The organism is Ruegeria sp. AN11 (assembly GCF_056536005.1).
In genome coordinates, this window is the sequence record NZ_JBQFJD010000002.1 from 874,121 (window position 1) to 891,250 (window position 17,130).

Sequence of the window (17,130 nt, forward strand, 5' to 3'; positions counted from 1 at the left end):
CTCGGACCTGACCTAAGTCAAGTTTCTGCTTGAGAGAATCCCATAGGGTTCGGGAAAGAACGCCGAGTTGGATTCTCAATGCCCACCTTCCGCCCTCCGCATAGCCTGTTTGATCGCGTGTCCCGCGCGGTGTGCGGTTTGGTGGGCATATTCCTGTTGCTGTTACAAATGCTTGGCCCGGCACTGGCGAGTTCCGGCGACAGCATGTGGATCGAGATCTGCTCGGAGGCAGGGGCGGTCTGGGTTGAGGTTGATCTGGAAGGAGATACCGACGACCCGACCGCGCCCTGTCCGAAATGCGCCGATTGTGCGCTTTGCGCGGTGACGACGGCAGCGCCGCTGCCAGACCTGCCGCTTGTCGCGCAGGCCGGAGATGTGCGGCTTGTCCACGTTGCGAACCAGAGCCTGTGCGATTTGCACAGCCCGAAATGGCTATGGCCCGAAACCCGGGGTCCCCCGCATTTGACCAAAGAAGAATCTGAACGCGCCCTGCGCGCGTCCATGGCATCCACCCAAGTATTCGGAGGTGCGCCATGGTCGTAAGTCGCGCAATCCATTTCCTGCTGGCCTTCACCCTGTCCTGCCTGATGGCGATCAGCGCGCATGCCGACAGCCTCGCCAGCTTTCTGCCCGAAATTGCTCCTGCCGATCTGGTTCCAGCAGCCGATGCCTTTGGTCCGGTCCGCGATGACATACCCGTTGCCCCGGTTTTGAAGGGGGGCGAAACGGTTGCCTGGGCTTTCCTGACGTCTGACTTCGTCGGCACCACCGGTTATTCCGGCAAACCCATTCACGTGGTGGCGGCCATCGACAGTGACGCGGTTCTGACCGGTGTGAAACTGGTCAAACACTCGGAACCGATCGTTCTGATCGGCATCCCCAATTCGCGCATGGTCGAGCTGACCGAAGGCTATGCCGGCCTGGACCTCAAGCGTGAGGCCGAAACCGGCGGTGAAGGGCATGACCTGGACATCATCTCGGGCGCGACCGTGACGATCATGGTGATTGACGACAGCCTTGTGCGTGGTGGTATCAAAGTGGCGCGCGCGTTGGGGCTGGGTGGACTGTCTCCGGTAAAGGCCGATGGACCGAAACGCGAAGTCGACATGGCGCAGAATGCTGTTTTCGACTGGACGACACTTTCGGGCGACGGTTCGGTCCGGCGGATGACGCTGGATATCGGCCAGGTGAATGCCGCCTTCGAGGCCACCGGAGATCAGCGCGCCATCAGACGCCCCGAACCCGGCGAACCCGATGATACCTTCATCGACATGCACGTGGCACTGGTTTCGGTGCCGTCCATCGGCAAGTCGCTGCTGGGTGAGGCCGAATACCAGAACCTGATCAACTGGCTGGACGAAGGCGAGCAGGCCATTCTGGTATTGGGGCGCGGCGCCTATAGTTTCAAAGGCTCGGGCTATGTGCGTGGCGGCATCTTTGACCGTATTCAATTGATCCAGGGTGACAGATCGGTCCGCTTTTTCGACCGTCAACAACGGCGTTTGGGGGAAGTTGCAGCCTCTGACGCGCCCAGTTTCACCGAGCTGGACATCTTCAAGATCCCGGCCGACGCCGAGTTTGACCCCGCCGCACCCTTCCGACTGCAACTGCTGGTGCAGCGCGCCGTGGGTGCGGTCGAAAAAACCTTTCTGACCTTCGACCTGGGCTACAAGTTGCCGGAACAGTACCTGCTGCCCGTCGCTGCCCCCGTTGTTGTCGATGATGCCACCGGCGAAGCCGCTGCCAAGGCCGCCTTGTGGCAACGCATCTGGAAGGACCGCACCGTTGAGATCGGCGTTCTGATCGTCATGCTGCTGGTGCTGACCGCGACTTTCTTCTTCCAGTTCCACGCCACCATGAACGCGCGCGTCTTTTACTGGTTCCGCATCGGATACCTGACCATGACGCTGTTCTTCATTGGCTGGTACGCCAATGCGCAGTTGAGTGTGGTGAATCTGATGGCACTGGCCGGAAGCTTGCGGACCGGATTTTCCTGGGACGCGTTCCTGTTGGACCCGCTGGTCTTCATTCAGTGGTTCGCTGTCGCCGCTGCGCTGCTGTTCTGGGGGCGCGGGGCCTATTGCGGCTGGCTGTGCCCGTTTGGTGCACTACAGGAGTTGTCCAACAAGATTGCGCGCGCGTTGAAGGTTCCGCAATGGACCCTGCCTTGGGGCCTGAACGAACGGCTTTGGCCTGCGAAGTACATGATCTTCCTCGTTCTCTTCGGCATCAGCTTTGTCTCGATCCCGCTGGCCGAGAAATACGCCGAGGTCGAGCCGTTCAAGACCGCGATCATTCTGAAATTCATGCGTGACTGGCCCTTTGTGGTCTTTGCGCTGGCCCTGCTGGGGATCGGGCTGTTCATCGAACGGTTCTACTGCCGCTACCTCTGCCCGCTGGGCGGAGCGCTGGCGATCCCTGCCCGTATCCGCATGTTCGATTGGCTGCGCCGTTACCCCGATTGCGGCAGCCCCTGTCAGACCTGCGCCAACGAATGCCCCGTTCAGGCGATCCACCCCACAGGTGAGATCAACCCGAACGAGTGCGTCACCTGTCTGCATTGCCAGGTGCTCTATCAGTCCGAGACGAAATGTCCCGTCGTTATCCGCCAGCTAAAACGGCGGGCCAAGACAGGGTCGGTCAACCTCAAGACCCCTCTCGGACAACCACCGGCGAACCATCCGAACGCCAAACCGCAATCCGTTTCCTAAAAAAGGAGGAACGATCATGTCGGACAATGAAAACAAACTGAACATCACACGCCGCGGGATGCTGGGGGCAACCGCCACCGGCGCGGTGATCGCCGGGACCGGTCTGGGCTCGACCCTGATGACGGCCAAGCAAGCCAGTGCTGCCGCCAATGCCGCGCTGGAACCGGGCGAACTGGATGAGTATTATGGCTTCTGGTCTTCGGGCCAGACCGGCGAACTGCGCATCATGGGCGTGCCGTCCATGCGCGAACTGATGCGGGTTCCGGTGTTCAACCGCTGCTCGGCCACGGGCTGGGGTCAGACCAACGAGTCACTGAAAATCCTGACCGAGGGCCTGCTACCCGAAACCAAGGAATTCCTGGCCGCAAACGGCAAGGTGACTTACGACAACGGCGACCTGCACCACCCGCACATGTCCTTCACCGATGGCACCTATGACGGCCGCTATCTGTTCATGAATGACAAGGCCAACACCCGTGTCGCCCGTGTGCGCTGTGACGTGATGAAATGCGACAAGATCATCGAGATCCCGAACGCGCATGACATCCACGGCCTGCGTCCGCAGAAATACCCGCGCACCGGCTACGTCTTTGCCAATGGTGAGCATGAAGCGCCGCTGGTGAACGATGGTCAGATTCTCGACGATCCGTCGCAATACGTGAACATCTTCACCGCCATCGACGGTGACACGATGGAGATCGCGTGGCAGGTGATGGTGTCGGGCAACCTCGACAACACCGACTGCGACTATCAGGGCAAATACGCCTTCTCGACCTCGTACAACTCGGAAATGGGTATGAACCTTGCCGAGATGACCGAGAACGAGCTGGACCACGTGGTCGTGTTCAACCTCAAGGGCATCGAAGAGGCCGTGGCCGCCGGGAACTATCAGGAACTGAACGGCGTCAAGGTCGTGGACGGCCGCAAAGAGGCTGGCGGCAACCTGACCCGCTATATCCCGATCCCGAACTCGCCGCACGGTGTGAACGCCGCGCCCGACAAGAAACACATCATGATCAACGGTAAGCTGTCGCCGACAGTGTCCGTGATCGATGTGGAGAAAGTCGACGCGCTGTTTGCTGACAATGCCGATCCGCGTTCCGCCATCGTTGCTGAACCGCAGTTGGGCCTTGGCCCGCTTCACACCGCGTTCGACGGCAAGGGCAACGCTTATACCACCTTGTTCCTGGACAGCCAGGTGGTGAAATGGGACATCGCCAAGGCCATCGAAGCCTATGCAGGTGCGGACGTCGATCCCATTGTCGACAAGGTGGATGTGCATTATCAGCCCGGCCATAACTCGACCTCGATGGGCGAAACGGCCGAGGCGGACGGCAAGTGGCTGATTTCGATGAATAAGTTCTCGAAAGACCGCTTCCTGAACGTGGGTCCGCTGAAGCCCGAGAACGAGCAGCTGATCGACATCTCGGGCGACAAGATGAAAGTGGTCCACGACGGCCCGACCTTTGCGGAACCGCACGACTCGATCATCGTGCACCGGTCGAAGGTGAACCCGGTCAATGTCTGGGACCGCAACGACCCGATGTGGGAAGAAGCGCGCCAGCAGGCCGCGGCAGACGGTGTCGATCTGGAGGAAGGGGCCGAAGAACCCATCCGTGACGGCAACAAGGTCCGCGTTTACATGACCTCGACCGCGCCCGTTTTCAGCATGGAGAAGTTCACGGTCAAGCAGGGCGATGAAGTCACCATCTATGTCACCAACCTGGATGACGTGGATGATGTGACCCACGGTCTGTGCCTTTCGAACTTCGGCGTCGCGATGGAGATCGCACCTCAGGCCACCGCCTCGGTCACCTTCATTGCCGACCGTCCGGGCGTGCACTGGTATTACTGCCAGTGGTTCTGCCACGCGCTGCACATGGAAATGCGCGGCCGGATGTTTGTTGAGCCGCGGAGCGCATAACGATGCGTTGGTCCCTGCTCATACCGCTCCTGCTCGGCTCGCCCCTTTGGGCGGCGGACTGGGATGTGCCCAACCGGGCGGGGGCCATCAACGAAACACTGGCGCAGGCGGCGGATGGAGACACCCTCCGCCTGAGCCCAGGCGTATACTTTGAAACACTGGTTCTGGACCGGCCCGTTACCCTCGACGGGCAGGGCCAGGCCACCATCGACGGGCAAGGCGACGGCAGCGTCATTACCGTGACCGGGCCGGGCGTAACGGTACGCGGGCTGACGGTGGTCGGCTCGGGTTCTGACCATGACGGAATCGACAGTGGCATCCAGCTGACCAAAACGGCCAATGCGCCAGTGGTCGAGGATAACGTATTGCTGGGCAACCTTTATGGCGTCGACATTCACGGGGCCAAGCACAGCATCGTGCGTGGTAACCGGATCGAAGGGCGTTTGGACCAGCGGATGAACGACCGTGGCAATGGAGTCTACGTCTGGAACGCGCCGGGCGCGCGGGTGGAAGACAACGACATTCGCTACGGCCGCGATGGGATCTTTGTGAACTCGTCCAAGAAGAACACCTTCACGGGCAATTTGTTCCGCGATCTTCGATTTGCCGTGCACTACATGTATGCCGACAATTCGGTGGTCAGCGACAACGTCTCAATCGGGAACGATCTGGGCTATGCGGTGATGTTCACGACCAATGTGACCGTCGCCAACAATGTCTCGATCAGTGACCGGGAACATGGCGTGATGCTGAACTACGCTAACAAGAGCGTTATCACCGGAAACGTGGTGAAAGGTGCCAAGGAAAAATGCACCTTCCTCTATAACTCGAACAAAAACGAATTTACCGACAACTGGTTCCAAGGTTGCGGCATCGGCATCCACTTTACCGCTGGGTCCGAGCGCAATCGGATCGTCGGCAACGCCTTTGTCGGTAACCGGACACAGGTGAAATACGTTTCGACCAAATGGGTCGAGTGGTCAGAAGAAGGGCGCGGCAATTACTGGTCCGATTTCGCCGCGTATGATGTGGATGGCAACGGTATCGCCGATGCCCCCTATCGCCCCAATGACTCGATGGACCATGTGCTGTGGACCCAACCCTCAGCCAAATTGCTGCTCGGCTCGCCTGCCGTGCAGTTGGTGCGCTGGTCCCAATCTGCATTCCCGGCCCTGCTGCCGGGCGGTGTGATGGACAGCAACCCGCTAATGCAAGCCCCTGAACCCCCAGCTATGAAAAAGGTGCCTCATGACGGATAAGGCCCTGTCAATCGACCATGTACTCAAGGACCGAGGGAAAACCCGCGTTCTTGACGATATCACCCTGTCACTTGCCCCCGGCCAGCGCGTCGCGTTGCTGGGCCATAACGGTGCGGGCAAGTCAACCCTGATCAAATCCATTCTCGGACTGACACCTATCCATGGTGGTGCCATTCGGATCGGGGATGCCGCCCCCGGCAGCGCACAAGCTCGGCGCGAGACGGCCTATCTGCCCGAAGCGGTCTCCTTCCACCCGGCCCTGACCGGACGCGAGCAACTGACGCTGTTTGCCAAGCTGTCCGGAGCCAAAGCCGATGTGCCCGGTCTGCTGGAACGCGTCGGCCTGAGCGATGCACTCGACCGCCGGATTGGCGCTTATTCCAAGGGGATGCGGCAGCGTCTGGGTCTGGCTCAGGTTCTTCTGGGCAGGCCGAAAGTGGCCCTCTTGGACGAGCCGACATCGGGGTTGGATCCGATTTCTCGGCAGGATCTCTACGCCATCATCGACGAACTGGCGGCGCAAGGCACGGCGGTCCTGATCGCCTCGCATGCTTTGACCGAGGTCGAGGCGCGTACCGACCGCATTGCCATCATGCGCAAGGGCCGGATGGTGGCCGACGATACGCTGACCAACCTGTCCGCCCTGGCGGGACTTCCGATACGCCTGCGGGTCCGCGCCAGCGCCAACCCTGAAGCGCTTGCCGCCGAACTGGGCGGCAACCGGATCAACGGCGCATCCGTTGAGTTGCTCTGTACATCTGACGACAAGATGGAGGCCCTGCGCCGAATCGCCGGGTTGGGCGACGCGGTGGCGGATGTGGAAATGACCCCGCCCAAGCTGGAAGACCTCTATCGCCATTATGCACAGGAGGAGAGGCTATGACCCGCTTCCTCGCCATCACCCGCACCGAGATGCTGATCCTGCGCCGCAACCGCTGGCTGCTGGTGGCAACGTTGATAATGGTGTTGTTCGCGCTAGCCCTGACCTTTGCAGGCAGCGCCCCGACCGGCACGTTGGGCGTTGACATGCTGACCGTCTCGGTCGCCTCGATGACAACGCTTTCAGTCTACCTGGCGCCGCTGCTGGCGCTGATGATCTCGTTCGACGCTATCGCAGGCGATGTGGACCGCGGCAGCCTGTCGCTGCTGCTGTCCTACCCGGCGGGGCGCGGAGAAATCCTGTTAGGCAAGTTCACCGCCCATCTGGCCGCCCTGGCCTTTGCCATGACCGTCGGTTTCGGAACCGCTGGCGCCGTCGCCGCCTTCTTTGGTGGCGCAGGCCCGGAAAGCCTGATGGCGCTGGCGCGCCTCATCCTTACATCCATGCTTCTGGGCGCTGTCTTTCTGGCGCTGGGATACCTGCTGTCCGCCCTGGCAAAGGGGTCCACGGCGGCGGCAGGTCTGTCGGCCGGGCTATGGCTGGTATTTGTCGTCCTTTATGATCTGGGCCTGTTGGGGGCCGTCGTCATGGACAAGGGCGGCACCTTCACCCAATCCGTCTTTCCATGGGTGATGGTGGCCAACCCGGCCGACGCATTCCGTCTGTGGAACATCGCCGCGACCGAAGGCGTCGCTATGGCGTCCGGCATGACCGGTGCAGCGCAGGCCCTGCCCGTCTGGGCCGCACCCGCGTCGCTGCTGCTCTGGCCGTTGATCGGTTTTGCCCTTGCCCGTGCGGCATTCCGGAGGGTCGAGCCGTGAAACGCCTGTGCCTGATTGCGCTGATTGCTCTGGCCGCCTGCAAGGAAGAGGTCGCTGTCGTCCCCGATCCGGTCGATCTGACCCCGGATGCGCTGAGTTTCTTTTGCCAGATGAACATCGCCGAGCATGGTGGGCCCAAGGGGCAGATCCATCTGGATGGCTACCCCGCGCCGCTTTTTTTTGCGCAGGTGCGCGACATGGTGGCCTATCTGAAAAGCCCTGAACGCGATGCCAAGATCACCGCCGTCTATGTCAGTGACATGGGCATCGCGGTAAACTGGCGGGAACCCGGTATCTCCAACTGGATCGCCGCCGGCGGCGCGACATTTGTGGTCGGGGCCAACGTCGCCGGCGGCATGGGCGCACGCGAGGTTGTTCCTTTTGGTGATCCCGCCGACGCCGATGACTTTATCAATCGGTATGGCGGCACCGCCCTGCCCCTGTCCGACATCCCGGCTGACGAGGTTCTGGGGCCCGTCGATCTGGACCTGAATCTGGAGACCCCCGTATGACCGTTTTGTCCCGTCGCCGTTTCCTGTCGATTTCCGCGGCTTGCATGGCCTTGCCCGCCGGAGCAAAGGCTGCCCCAGTCGCCCATTGGCGCGGCACCGCACTGGGCGCGCGTGCCAGCCTGCAATTGTCCGGTCTGACCGATGACGAGGCCCGTCCTGTGATCTCTGCCATCGAGGCGGAACTGCACAGGCTTGAGAACATTTTCAGCCTCTATCGCCTGGATTCCGAGTTGAGCAGGCTGAACCGTGATGGGATGTTGACCGCTCCCGCGCCGGAGTTGCTGAACGTGCTCAGCCTGTGTTCGGCACTGCATGACGCATCGGGTGGGGTGTTTGATCCGAGTGTTCAACCTCTGTGGCTTGCCTTGGCCTCTGGTGCCGATGAAAGCGTGATCAGCTCGGCCCGGCAATTGGTCGGCTGGCACCAAGTCACAGTGACGGCAGATCGTATTCTTCTGCCACAACCCAGTGTGTCGGCTCTGACCCTGAACGGAATAGCGCAGGGGGCGATAACAGATCGTATTGCCGATCTGTTGCGGTCCATGGGCCTTGGGAACGTTTTGGTGGACATGGGCGAGATCGCAGCCATAGGCGCCAACGCGGATGGCCGCCACTGGCGTGTCGGGTTGGCCGGGCCAGACGGTGCGGTTCTGAAACGGATCGGGATCAGCGACCGGGCGGTTGCCACTTCTGCACCCGGAGGTTCGATGCTGATGCGCGGTCAGGGCCACATCCTTAGCCCGGACGGCAGCAAGCCCTTGCACCGGGCCGTCTCGGTCTCTGCCCCCCGAGCGGCGATTGCAGATGGTCTTTCCACAGCCCTTTGCCTGATCCCAAAGACGCGGGTTGATACCGTGCTGGACCGCTTTCCCGGCAGTCGGATCGAGATGATGATCTGATCACAACTTTTGATTGTGGCACAAAAGTTTTGGCAAAGGGCCGAAGGTGTTGTACCACTGTGAGAGTGGATGTTTCGCTGGCAAACAAGCAGATACTTCGGCAACCGCTCTTGGGCGTGTCTGCCTTGTTTTTGCAAGCCGGAGAAACGGTTCCGAAAAAACATGATCTGGATCAACTCCGGTCTTGTGAAAATGCGCTAGCAAGCGAATCCGGGCAGGATCACCTGCCCCCAGAAACGCAGGTCAGCAACGCATGAGTCAGCCAACCAGCAGACGCGCTTTTCTCAGTGGGCGCATGCTCCGCGAAGACCCCGGTGCCATCAGGCCTCCGGGCGCGGTGGAAGGCAGGTTTCTGGACCTGTGCACCGCCTGCGGTGATTGTCTGGACGCCTGCCCCGAAGATGTCATTACGCTCAGCGCGGGTGGATACCCGACGCTGCGGATGACGGACGGTGCGTGCACGTTCTGCGGCGATTGCGTGGAAGCCTGCCAGACGGGCGCCCTGATCGCTGATCGCATGGCCGACTGGCCCTGGCGCGCATCTATTGTCGCCAGCGCTTGCCTGTCACTGAACGGGATCAGTTGCCGCATTTGCCAGGACAGTTGCGATGAAGGCTCGATCCGGTTCAAGCTGATGCCTGGCGGCAAGGCGGAACCGGTTCTGAATACCGAGACCTGCACCGGATGCGGCGGCTGCGCCACGTCCTGCCCCGCCGACGCGGTCAGATTTGAACGCCCTGCAACCTTACACCCGGAGACACTGCAATGAATATCTGCGGTTGCCTTGTTCACGTTGCCCCGGACAGCACCGGCACAGCGCGCCAGGTCATGGAAGACACGCCGGGGGTCGAGGTTCACGCCGCAACCGACGACGGCCGCTTTGTCGTTGTCGTAGAAGATACGCCCGCACGTATGGCGTCCGAGATCATCATGGATCTGCACCAGATCCCCGGAGTGATCTCTTTGACGCTGACCTATCACCATTTCGAGGATCTCGCGGAAAGCTATCCGCGTCCTGATGCCCCAAGCCAACCGACCAGCAGGAGGCCCATGCAATGACCATCTCTGAATCTCGCCGGACTTTTCTAAAAGCTTCAGCCGCGGCAGCCACTGCTTCGGCCGCAGGTATTCCAATGGCCGCCGGACAGGCCAATGCCCAGGTGGCAACGCCTGATATTCGCTGGGACAAGGCGGCCTGCCGGTTTTGCGGCACAGGCTGTTCGGTTCTGATCGGCACCAAGGATGGCCGCGTCGTGGCCACGCAAGGTGACCCGGACGCGCCGGTCAACCGGGGCCTGAACTGCATCAAGGGCTATTTCCTGTCCAAGATCATGTACGGCAATGACCGCCTGACCACTCCGCTGCTGCGCAAGTCAAACGGCGAATACGACAAGAACGGCGAATTCGAGCCGGTCAGCTGGGACGAAGCCTTCGACGTGATGGCCGCCAAGTGGAAAGAAGCGCTGGCCAAGAAAGGCCCGACCAGTGTCGGCATGTTCGGTTCCGGTCAGTGGACGGTCTGGGAAGGTTATGCTGCCGCCAAGCTGATGAAGGCCGGGTTCCGGTCAAACAACATCGACCCGAATGCGCGGCACTGCATGGCCTCGGCCGTTGTGGGTTTCATGCGCACCTTCGGCATCGACGAACCGATGGGCTGCTATGACGATCTGGAGCACGCGGATACCTTCGTGCTGTGGGGGTCGAACATGGCCGAGATGCACCCGATCCTGTGGTCGCGCCTGACCGATACGCGCCTGACCAAGCCGGGGTGCGAGGTACATGTTCTGTCGACATTCGAACACCGCTCGTTCGAGCTGGCCGACAACGGCATGGTGTTCAACCCGCAGACCGACCTGGCGATCCTGAACTATATCGCCAACTACATCATCCAGAACGGCGCAGTGAACGAGGAATTCGTCAAGAACCACGTCAACATCACCAAGACTGCCACCGATATCGGCTATGGTCTGCGCGACAACCACCCGCTGCAGCAAGAGGCAGCGAACCCCAACGTCGGCAAGATGGAACCGATCAGCTTCGAGGAATATGCCGAAGCGGTGTCGGAATACACGCTGGAATACACCGAGGAACTGTCCGGTGTGCCCGCCGAAAAGCTTGAGAAGCTGGCCCAGCAATATGCCGATCCGAACCGCAAGGTCATGAGCCTGTGGACCATGGGGTTCAACCAGCATACCCGCGGGTCGTGGGTGAACTCGCTGATGTACAACGTGCACCTGCTGGTTGGTAAGATTTCCGAACCCGGCAACTCGCCCTTCTCGCTGACCGGCCAGCCCTCGGCCTGTGGTACGGCGCGCGAGGTCGGCACCTTTGCCCACCGTCTGCCCGCCGACATGGTGGTGACAAATGACAAGCACCGCGAGATCTGCGAGACCGCATGGAACGTGCCTGCGGGCACCATCCCGCCCAAACCGGGCTTCCACGCTGTGCTGCAGAACCGCAAGCTGAAGGATGGCGATCTGAACGCCTATTGGGTGCAGTGCAACAACAACATGCAGGCTGCGCCGAATATCAACGAAGAAGGGTATCCCGGCTACCGCAACCCGGAAAACTTCATTACCGTGTCGGACCCCTACCCCACCGTTACCGCCCTGTCCGCCGACCTGATCCTGCCAACCGCCATGTGGGTCGAGAAGGAAGGCGCCTATGGCAACGCCGAGCGCCGCACCCAGTTCTGGCGGCAGCAGGTCAAGGCCCCGGGTGAGGCCAAGTCCGACCTGTGGCAGCTGATGGAATTCGCGAAACGCTTCACCGTCGAGGAGGTCTGGGGCGAGGAACTGCTGGCTGCCATGCCGGAACATCGCGGCAAGACCATGTATGACGTGCTGTATGCCAACGGAAAGATCGACCAGTACCCTCTGTCGGAAACAGCCGAAGGTTTCGACAACGATGATGCCGAGCATTTCGGATACTATGTTCAGAAAGGCCTGTTCGAGGAATATGCCGATTTCGGACGTGGCCATGCCCACGATCTGGCACCATTCGAAATGTACCATCAGGCGCGCGGAATGCGCTGGCCGGTCGTGGACGGCAAGGAAACGCTCTATCGTTTCCGCGAAGGCTATGACCCGTATGTACCCGAAGGCGCAGGCGTGAAGTTCTATGGCAAGCCCGACGGGAAGGCGAGCATCATCTTTGCGCCGTATGAACCCGCCCCAGAGGAGCCGGATGCGGAATACGACCTGTGGCTGTGCACCGGTCGTGTGCTGGAGCACTGGCATTCCGGCTCGATGACCCGCCGGGTGCCCGAACTGCACCGCGCCTATCCGGCGGCCGTGGTCTACATGCATCCGCAGGATGCCAAGGATCGGGGTCTGCGCCGTGGTCAGGAGATCGTTCTGTCCACCCGTCGCGGCGAAGTCACAAGCCGGGTCGAGACCCGCGGGCGCAACAAGGTTCCGCGTGGTCTGGTCTTCATGCCGTGGTTCGACGAGGGTCAGCTGACCAACAAGCTGACGCTGGACGCGACCTGCCCGCTTTCGAAGGAGACCGACTTCAAGAAATGCGCCTGCAAGGTCGAGCGCGCGTAACCGGCACGGATCGCGAAGGTAGTCCCCATGTCCCTTGCCGGCACACCTCTTTCGCCGCAACGGCGTCGTTTCCTGCAGGGAACGGCGCGCGCGGCGGGCGGCTGCGTGGTTGCAGGATCGCTGCTGGCCTGGCTGGCGCGCGATGCGCGCAGCCTGCCGGCCGAGGCCCTGCGCCCGCCCGGTGCGCTGCCCGAAGAGGATTTCCTGTCGGCCTGCATCCGCTGCGGGTTATGCGTGCGGGACTGCCCTTACGATACGCTGAAACTGGCGGAACTGGGGTCGGATTCCGGTGCTACCGGGACGCCGTATTTCACCGCCCGCGACGTGCCGTGCGAGATGTGCGACGACATTCCTTGCGTCGCCGCCTGCCCCACCGGCGCGCTGGACCCGTCGCTGGACAACATCGACGATGCCAAGATGGGCGTTGCGGTGCTGGTGGATCAGGAGAATTGCCTGAACTACCTCGGCCTGCGCTGTGATGTCTGTTATCGCGTCTGCCCCGTCATTGACGAGGCCATCACGCTTGAGCCGTCACACAATACCCGCTCGGGCAGCCACGCGATCTTTGCGCCGACGGTTCATGCGGACCGCTGCACCGGCTGCGGCGTATGCGAGAAAAGCTGCGTTTTGCCGGAAGCCGCGATAAAGGTGCTTCCAGCCCGTCTGGCGCGTGGCAGCGCGGCGGATCACTACCGCAAGGGCTGGGAAGAAAAGGCCGCCAAGGGAGCACCTCTGGTCGAGGGCATCATTGACCTGCCCGACCGCCTGCCGGGACCAGGTACCGACAATCTGGTCACACCCGGAGGGTTTGCGCCCGATTACAACCTGCCGGGAGTGGGGCAATGAGCGCCAGCACCCAGATACCTGTGGGCCAAGAGGCGATCGAGGCCAAGGGCTGGATCGGCGCGCATCGCTTTTTGCTGTTGCGCCGGGCAAGCCAGGTGTTCTTTCTGGTACTGTTCCTGCTGGGGCCGTGGTTTGGCATCTGGATTGTTCAGGGCAGCCTGGCCGGATCATTGACGTTGGGCGTTCTACCGCTGACCGATCCGCTGATCCTGCTGCAAAGCATGGTGGCAGGCCACTGGCCCGAACTGACCGCACTGATCGGCGGGTTGATCGTGCTTGTCACTTACGCGCTGATCGGTGGCCGGGTCTATTGTTCCTGGGTTTGTCCGATCAACCCGGTGACTGATGCCGCCAGTTGGCTGCATCGGCGTTTGGACTTGCCGAAGGGCTGGCAGCCAAAGCGCAGCACCCGTCTGTGGGTTCTGGCGACAGTCCTGATCGTCTCGGGCCTGACCGGCGTGATTGCGTGGGAGATCGTGAATCCGATCACCATGCTGCACCGGGGCCTGATCTTCGGCATGGGATTTGTCTGGGCCATGATCGCCGCGATCTTTGTGTTTGACCTGCTGGTCGCACGCCATGGCTGGTGCGGTCATATCTGCCCGGTCGGGGCTTTCTACGGCCTGATCGGCACAAAAAGCCTGCTGCGCGTCAGCGCCAGCAACCGCGCTGCGTGTGATGATTGCATGGACTGCTATGCGGTCTGCCCGGAAAACCAGGTGATCTCGCCCGCGCTGAAGGGCAAGCCGGGATCCAGCCCACTGATCTTGTCGCCTGACTGCACCAATTGTGGCCGCTGCATTGATGTGTGCGCGGTTGATGTCTTCAAATTTACTCACCGGTTCGACGAGGCCCTCGTCGCGCCTGCCGATCCAGCCGCCGCGCCCAAGCCGCGCGCCGCCAGACCTATCTAAGGGAGTGCCATGATGAATAGACCAATCCTGACAGGCGGAATTGCCCTGATCCCCGTTTTGCTCCTGAGTGGGTTTGCTCTGGCGCAGTCCGCTCAGGTGAATTCGCTACGCGGAGCCGAAGTGGATGAACCAGTGGTCCTCGATCAAGTCCATCGGAATGTCGAAGGACGCATGCAGCGGAATTATCGCCAGCAGCCACCACTGATCCCGCATTCGATTGAACAATACCAGATCGACTTGCGCACCAATCAGTGCCTGTCCTGTCACGACTGGACCAAAGCGGGCGAGCGCAACGCACCGACCCTTTCGATGACCCACTACCTGGACCGCGAAGGCCGTGAACTGGACCGGATCGCGGGCACACGGTATTTCTGCAATCAGTGCCACGTGCCGCAGGCCGACACTCCGGCGCTGGTCGACAATGAATTCGAACCTTCTTCCGGCAACTGATCCAACGCATCTTTGAAAGGAGCACCGATATGGCAGACTCCCCCGAAAATCGCGGCTGGATTGGCCGCCTCTGGAACGCGATCTGGACCCCGGCTGTGATGTTCAGCTCGGGCTTTCTGATATTGGCCGGTTTTCTGGCCGGTATCTTGTTCTGGGGCGGTTTCCACTGGACGCTGGAACTGACCAATACCGAGGAATTCTGCACCTCGTGCCACACGATGGAAACCAATCTGGGTGAATACCGCGAGACAATCCACTACAACAACCACTCGGGCGTCCGCGCGATCTGTTCCGACTGCCACGTGCCGCACGAATGGAACCACAAGATCAAAGCCAAGATCATGGCGGTCAAGGACGTTTATCACGAGCTGGCCGGCACCATCAGCACACCCGAAAAATATGAAGACCATCGTCTGAGCATGGCTTCGGCGGTGTGGAAGAAAATGAAGGAATCCGACAGCCGCGAATGCCGCAACTGTCACAATTTCGAGTATATGGACTTCACCCTTCAGGAAACCCGCGCCGCGTCCGAGCATCAGCGCGCCATCGATTCCGGCATGACATGCATCGACTGCCACCAGGGCATCGCCCACAGTCTGCCGCCCAACTATCTGGAAACCTATCAGGACATCACTGCCGAACTGGACGAGGCGCCGCAGAACCTGCAGCAGCACGCCTCGGCAGGCAGTGACGAAATCCGGTCGTTTCTGGCCAAACGGGCAGACTGAGAGGAGCTCGACATATGCTTGAATTACTTGGAACCATCGGTGGCAACATCCTCAGCCTGCCCGGCATTCTGGGTTTGGCGCTTGGCATGATGACCCGCAAGCTGTGGCTGGGCGCGGTCATGGGCGGTGTGGTCGGCGTGCTGGAGACACTGGTTTTTGCCAAATGGCAGTTTGCCCATGTCGAAGTGTTGGAACTGATGATCGCCATCGCCGTCGGCGTTTGCGCGGGCGCGGTGGGCAGTGCCATCCGCATAAAGGGCGCAACCGCCTGATCCGAGCCAAGCGGCCCGGCGTCTGAATTTCTCAGAGCGCCGGGCTGAAGCGGTGTTTCTTGGCAGGCCTGTTGTGCAACTGTTGGAAAAGGAACGACAACTCATCAAGTTTAAGCATCAGGACCGAACAAAGCTCTCGATGCTGGCAATCATTCTTTCGAAATCTGGTTCTGACGAAAAAAGTAAGTGGTTGGGGCTATCCAGTTGCACGAATGAAGCATCCGGAATCTGGGAAGCCAGTATTTTCCCTTCCGAAAGCGGTGCCACTGCATCCCTGTCGCTGTGAAGAACCAAGGTCGGCAATGAAATCTCTGTTAGCAGGTTGCTCACGTCAATGTCGTCAAACAAAGCGCGAAACTGAGCAATATTCTCGGCTGGTCCGCAGAGCTTTTGGAAATCGTTGAACCACTGCATTTCTGCTTTTGTAGCGTCCGGCATAAACATCGTGGTCAGGATTTGCCGGATTGCGGGGTTTTCGTTTCCCCAGCTGTTGCGGATTAAATTGACAAGAGCTTCGCTTTCTTCAATCTCGGCTTCGTTGCCGCGATGTTTTCGCCCCCTTGAATACCCTCCACTTAGTACAAGATGCGAAATTCGTTTCGGATGCCTCAGCGCATATGCCAACGAAACAGATGCACCTTGCGACAAACCCAGGATCGCTACTTGTTCAAAATCGTAGGCATCGATCACGACTTCCATATCGTCGACCATGCGCTCAAAACTGATGTCGACATCCGCCCACTCGGACAGACCATTCCCCCGTTGGTCATAGCGAATGACCGTAAATTTATCCGAAAGGTGTCGAATGTAATCGCCGTAAGCAGGGTTTTGCCAGTCTTGTTCCAGGTGGGTCATCCAGCTTCCGGAAATCAACATCGGATACCCTTCGCCGGAAACAGTATGCGCGATGGAGGTCCCGTCCTTGGAACGACAATATTTCACCAAAGGCAATGGGTTGGGTTGCGCCTGGGAAAGAGCAGAGTGTGCAGCCTGATCTTCACCGTGTTGGACGGAAACTGGTCCAATCAGCCGAAATCCGCGCCGGCCTACAGTCTCAATATAACTTGGATTTTTTGCGTCATCCCCGAGCGATTTTCGGATCTCAAAAATGTACTCGCGCACAAGATCCGGGTTCACAAACAAGCCATGCCATACGGCTTGAAGTATTTCTTCGCGAGACAAAACCATACCGGCCCTGGAAATCATGTACTCCAGCACTTCGGTAGCTTTTGGCGATAGTGTCGATTGATCCTGTCCCGATGACAATTTGCCATCCTTGAGATTCAATACCCATCGCCGCATGTGCTCCTCCCACACTGCCTGCAAGATCAACGATACATCAACGATAAGTCAACGGCATCACCAA

Annotated in this window: 17 protein-coding genes; 16 read left to right on the plus strand and 1 reads right to left on the minus strand. The window is 60.2% G+C overall.

What is annotated here, in order from left to right:
• Positions 1 to 78 precede the first annotated feature (78 nt).
• From ACR3EQ_RS23855 to ACR3EQ_RS23930, 16 genes are all read left to right on the plus strand, one after another.
• Positions 79 to 543, plus strand: coding sequence for a DUF2946 family protein (locus ACR3EQ_RS23855; RefSeq protein ID WP_480492347.1), 465 nt, complete (start codon positions 79 to 81; stop codon positions 541 to 543).
• Positions 534 to 2,711, plus strand: a complete 2,178-nt coding sequence (locus ACR3EQ_RS23860; RefSeq protein ID WP_480492349.1) for a 4Fe-4S binding protein — start codon at positions 534 to 536, stop codon at positions 2,709 to 2,711. The genes ACR3EQ_RS23855 and ACR3EQ_RS23860 overlap by 10 nt, the downstream gene beginning before the upstream one ends.
• A 16-nt stretch (positions 2,712 to 2,727) precedes the next feature.
• Positions 2,728 to 4,635 carry a TAT-dependent nitrous-oxide reductase gene (gene nosZ / locus ACR3EQ_RS23865; RefSeq protein WP_170614008.1) on the plus strand — a complete coding sequence of 636 codons (1,908 nt, stop codon included), beginning with the start codon at positions 2,728 to 2,730 and terminating at the stop codon, positions 4,633 to 4,635.
• A gap of 2 nt (positions 4,636 to 4,637) precedes the next feature.
• Positions 4,638 to 5,894: a nitrous oxide reductase family maturation protein NosD gene (locus tag ACR3EQ_RS23870; RefSeq protein WP_170614009.1), complete on the plus strand. Its 1,257-nt coding sequence runs from the start codon at positions 4,638 to 4,640 to the stop codon at positions 5,892 to 5,894.
• The gene (locus tag ACR3EQ_RS23875) at positions 5,884 to 6,777 is read left to right on the plus strand and encodes an ABC transporter ATP-binding protein (RefSeq protein ID WP_170614010.1); all 894 of its coding nucleotides are present in this window, start codon (positions 5,884 to 5,886) and stop codon (positions 6,775 to 6,777) included. Before ACR3EQ_RS23870 ends, ACR3EQ_RS23875 begins: the two co-directional genes overlap by 11 nt.
• Positions 6,774 to 7,595, plus strand: coding sequence for an ABC transporter permease (locus tag ACR3EQ_RS23880; protein WP_170619359.1), 822 nt, complete (start codon positions 6,774 to 6,776; stop codon positions 7,593 to 7,595). The genes ACR3EQ_RS23875 and ACR3EQ_RS23880 overlap by 4 nt, the downstream gene beginning before the upstream one ends.
• Positions 7,592 to 8,107, plus strand: coding sequence for a nitrous oxide reductase accessory protein NosL (locus ACR3EQ_RS23885; RefSeq protein WP_170614012.1), 516 nt, complete (start codon positions 7,592 to 7,594; stop codon positions 8,105 to 8,107). The genes ACR3EQ_RS23880 and ACR3EQ_RS23885 overlap by 4 nt, the downstream gene beginning before the upstream one ends.
• On the plus strand, positions 8,104 to 9,006 hold the full coding sequence (locus ACR3EQ_RS23890; RefSeq protein ID WP_480492350.1) for an FAD:protein FMN transferase: 903 nt from the start codon (positions 8,104 to 8,106) through the stop codon (positions 9,004 to 9,006). The genes ACR3EQ_RS23885 and ACR3EQ_RS23890 overlap by 4 nt, the downstream gene beginning before the upstream one ends.
• Positions 9,007 to 9,259: 253 nt before the next feature.
• Positions 9,260 to 9,775, plus strand: coding sequence for a ferredoxin-type protein NapF (gene napF / locus ACR3EQ_RS23895; protein ID WP_170614014.1), 516 nt, complete (start codon positions 9,260 to 9,262; stop codon positions 9,773 to 9,775).
• Positions 9,772 to 10,065, plus strand: a complete 294-nt coding sequence (locus tag ACR3EQ_RS23900) for a chaperone NapD (RefSeq protein WP_170614015.1) — start codon at positions 9,772 to 9,774, stop codon at positions 10,063 to 10,065. Before napF ends, ACR3EQ_RS23900 begins: the two co-directional genes overlap by 4 nt.
• Positions 10,062 to 12,554 (plus strand): nitrate reductase catalytic subunit NapA, encoded by a 2,493-nt coding sequence (napA, locus tag ACR3EQ_RS23905; RefSeq protein ID WP_170614016.1) that lies wholly within the window; start codon positions 10,062 to 10,064, stop codon positions 12,552 to 12,554. The genes ACR3EQ_RS23900 and napA overlap by 4 nt, the downstream gene beginning before the upstream one ends.
• 27 nt (positions 12,555 to 12,581) lie before the next feature.
• Entirely contained in the window at positions 12,582 to 13,400 is an 819-nt protein-coding gene (napG, locus tag ACR3EQ_RS23910) for a ferredoxin-type protein NapG (protein ID WP_170614017.1), read from the plus strand.
• Complete coding sequence (napH, locus tag ACR3EQ_RS23915) at positions 13,397 to 14,314, plus strand: quinol dehydrogenase ferredoxin subunit NapH (RefSeq protein WP_170614018.1); 918 nt, start codon at positions 13,397 to 13,399, stop codon at positions 14,312 to 14,314. The genes napG and napH overlap by 4 nt, the downstream gene beginning before the upstream one ends.
• Before the next feature lie 9 nt (positions 14,315 to 14,323).
• Positions 14,324 to 14,764, plus strand: coding sequence for a nitrate reductase cytochrome c-type subunit (locus ACR3EQ_RS23920; RefSeq protein WP_480441068.1), 441 nt, complete (start codon positions 14,324 to 14,326; stop codon positions 14,762 to 14,764).
• A 29-nt stretch (positions 14,765 to 14,793) separates the two neighbouring features.
• Entirely contained in the window at positions 14,794 to 15,492 is a 699-nt protein-coding gene (locus ACR3EQ_RS23925) for a NapC/NirT family cytochrome c (protein ID WP_170614020.1), read from the plus strand.
• A gap of 14 nt (positions 15,493 to 15,506) precedes the next feature.
• Entirely contained in the window at positions 15,507 to 15,764 is a 258-nt protein-coding gene (locus tag ACR3EQ_RS23930; RefSeq protein ID WP_170614021.1) for a hypothetical protein, read from the plus strand.
• 117 nt (positions 15,765 to 15,881) lie between these two features.
• On the opposite strand, the gene ACR3EQ_RS23935 is transcribed toward ACR3EQ_RS23930, so the two are convergent.
• Positions 15,882 to 17,066, minus strand: a complete 1,185-nt coding sequence (locus tag ACR3EQ_RS23935; RefSeq protein WP_170614022.1) for an alpha/beta hydrolase — start codon at positions 17,064 to 17,066, stop codon at positions 15,882 to 15,884.
• Positions 17,067 to 17,130: the final 64 nt, after the last annotated feature.

Excerpts from the sequence above, each read along its gene's own strand:
- ACR3EQ_RS23855 (WP_480492347.1), top strand. The coding sequence starts at position 79 with ATGCCCACCTTCCGCCCTCCGCATAGCCTGTTTGATCGCGTGTCCCGC.
- ACR3EQ_RS23860 (WP_480492349.1), top strand. The coding sequence starts at position 534 with ATGGTCGTAAGTCGCGCAATCCATTTCCTGCTGGCCTTCACCCTGTCC.
- nosZ (WP_170614008.1), top strand. The coding sequence starts at position 2,728 with ATGTCGGACAATGAAAACAAACTGAACATCACACGCCGCGGGATGCTG.
- ACR3EQ_RS23870 (WP_170614009.1), top strand. The coding sequence starts at position 4,638 with ATGCGTTGGTCCCTGCTCATACCGCTCCTGCTCGGCTCGCCCCTTTGG.
- ACR3EQ_RS23875 (WP_170614010.1), top strand. The coding sequence starts at position 5,884 with ATGACGGATAAGGCCCTGTCAATCGACCATGTACTCAAGGACCGAGGG.
- ACR3EQ_RS23880 (WP_170619359.1), top strand. The coding sequence starts at position 6,774 with ATGACCCGCTTCCTCGCCATCACCCGCACCGAGATGCTGATCCTGCGC.
- ACR3EQ_RS23890 (WP_480492350.1), top strand. The coding sequence starts at position 8,104 with ATGACCGTTTTGTCCCGTCGCCGTTTCCTGTCGATTTCCGCGGCTTGC.
- napF (WP_170614014.1), top strand. The coding sequence starts at position 9,260 with ATGAGTCAGCCAACCAGCAGACGCGCTTTTCTCAGTGGGCGCATGCTC.
- ACR3EQ_RS23900 (WP_170614015.1), top strand. The coding sequence starts at position 9,772 with ATGAATATCTGCGGTTGCCTTGTTCACGTTGCCCCGGACAGCACCGGC.
- napA (WP_170614016.1), top strand. The coding sequence starts at position 10,062 with ATGACCATCTCTGAATCTCGCCGGACTTTTCTAAAAGCTTCAGCCGCG.
- napG (WP_170614017.1), top strand. The coding sequence starts at position 12,582 with ATGTCCCTTGCCGGCACACCTCTTTCGCCGCAACGGCGTCGTTTCCTG.
- napH (WP_170614018.1), top strand. The coding sequence starts at position 13,397 with ATGAGCGCCAGCACCCAGATACCTGTGGGCCAAGAGGCGATCGAGGCC.
- ACR3EQ_RS23920 (WP_480441068.1), top strand. The coding sequence starts at position 14,324 with ATGATGAATAGACCAATCCTGACAGGCGGAATTGCCCTGATCCCCGTT.
- ACR3EQ_RS23925 (WP_170614020.1), top strand. The coding sequence starts at position 14,794 with ATGGCAGACTCCCCCGAAAATCGCGGCTGGATTGGCCGCCTCTGGAAC.
- ACR3EQ_RS23930 (WP_170614021.1), top strand. The coding sequence starts at position 15,507 with ATGCTTGAATTACTTGGAACCATCGGTGGCAACATCCTCAGCCTGCCC.
- ACR3EQ_RS23935 (WP_170614022.1), bottom strand. The coding sequence starts at position 17,066 with ATGCGGCGATGGGTATTGAATCTCAAGGATGGCAAATTGTCATCGGGA.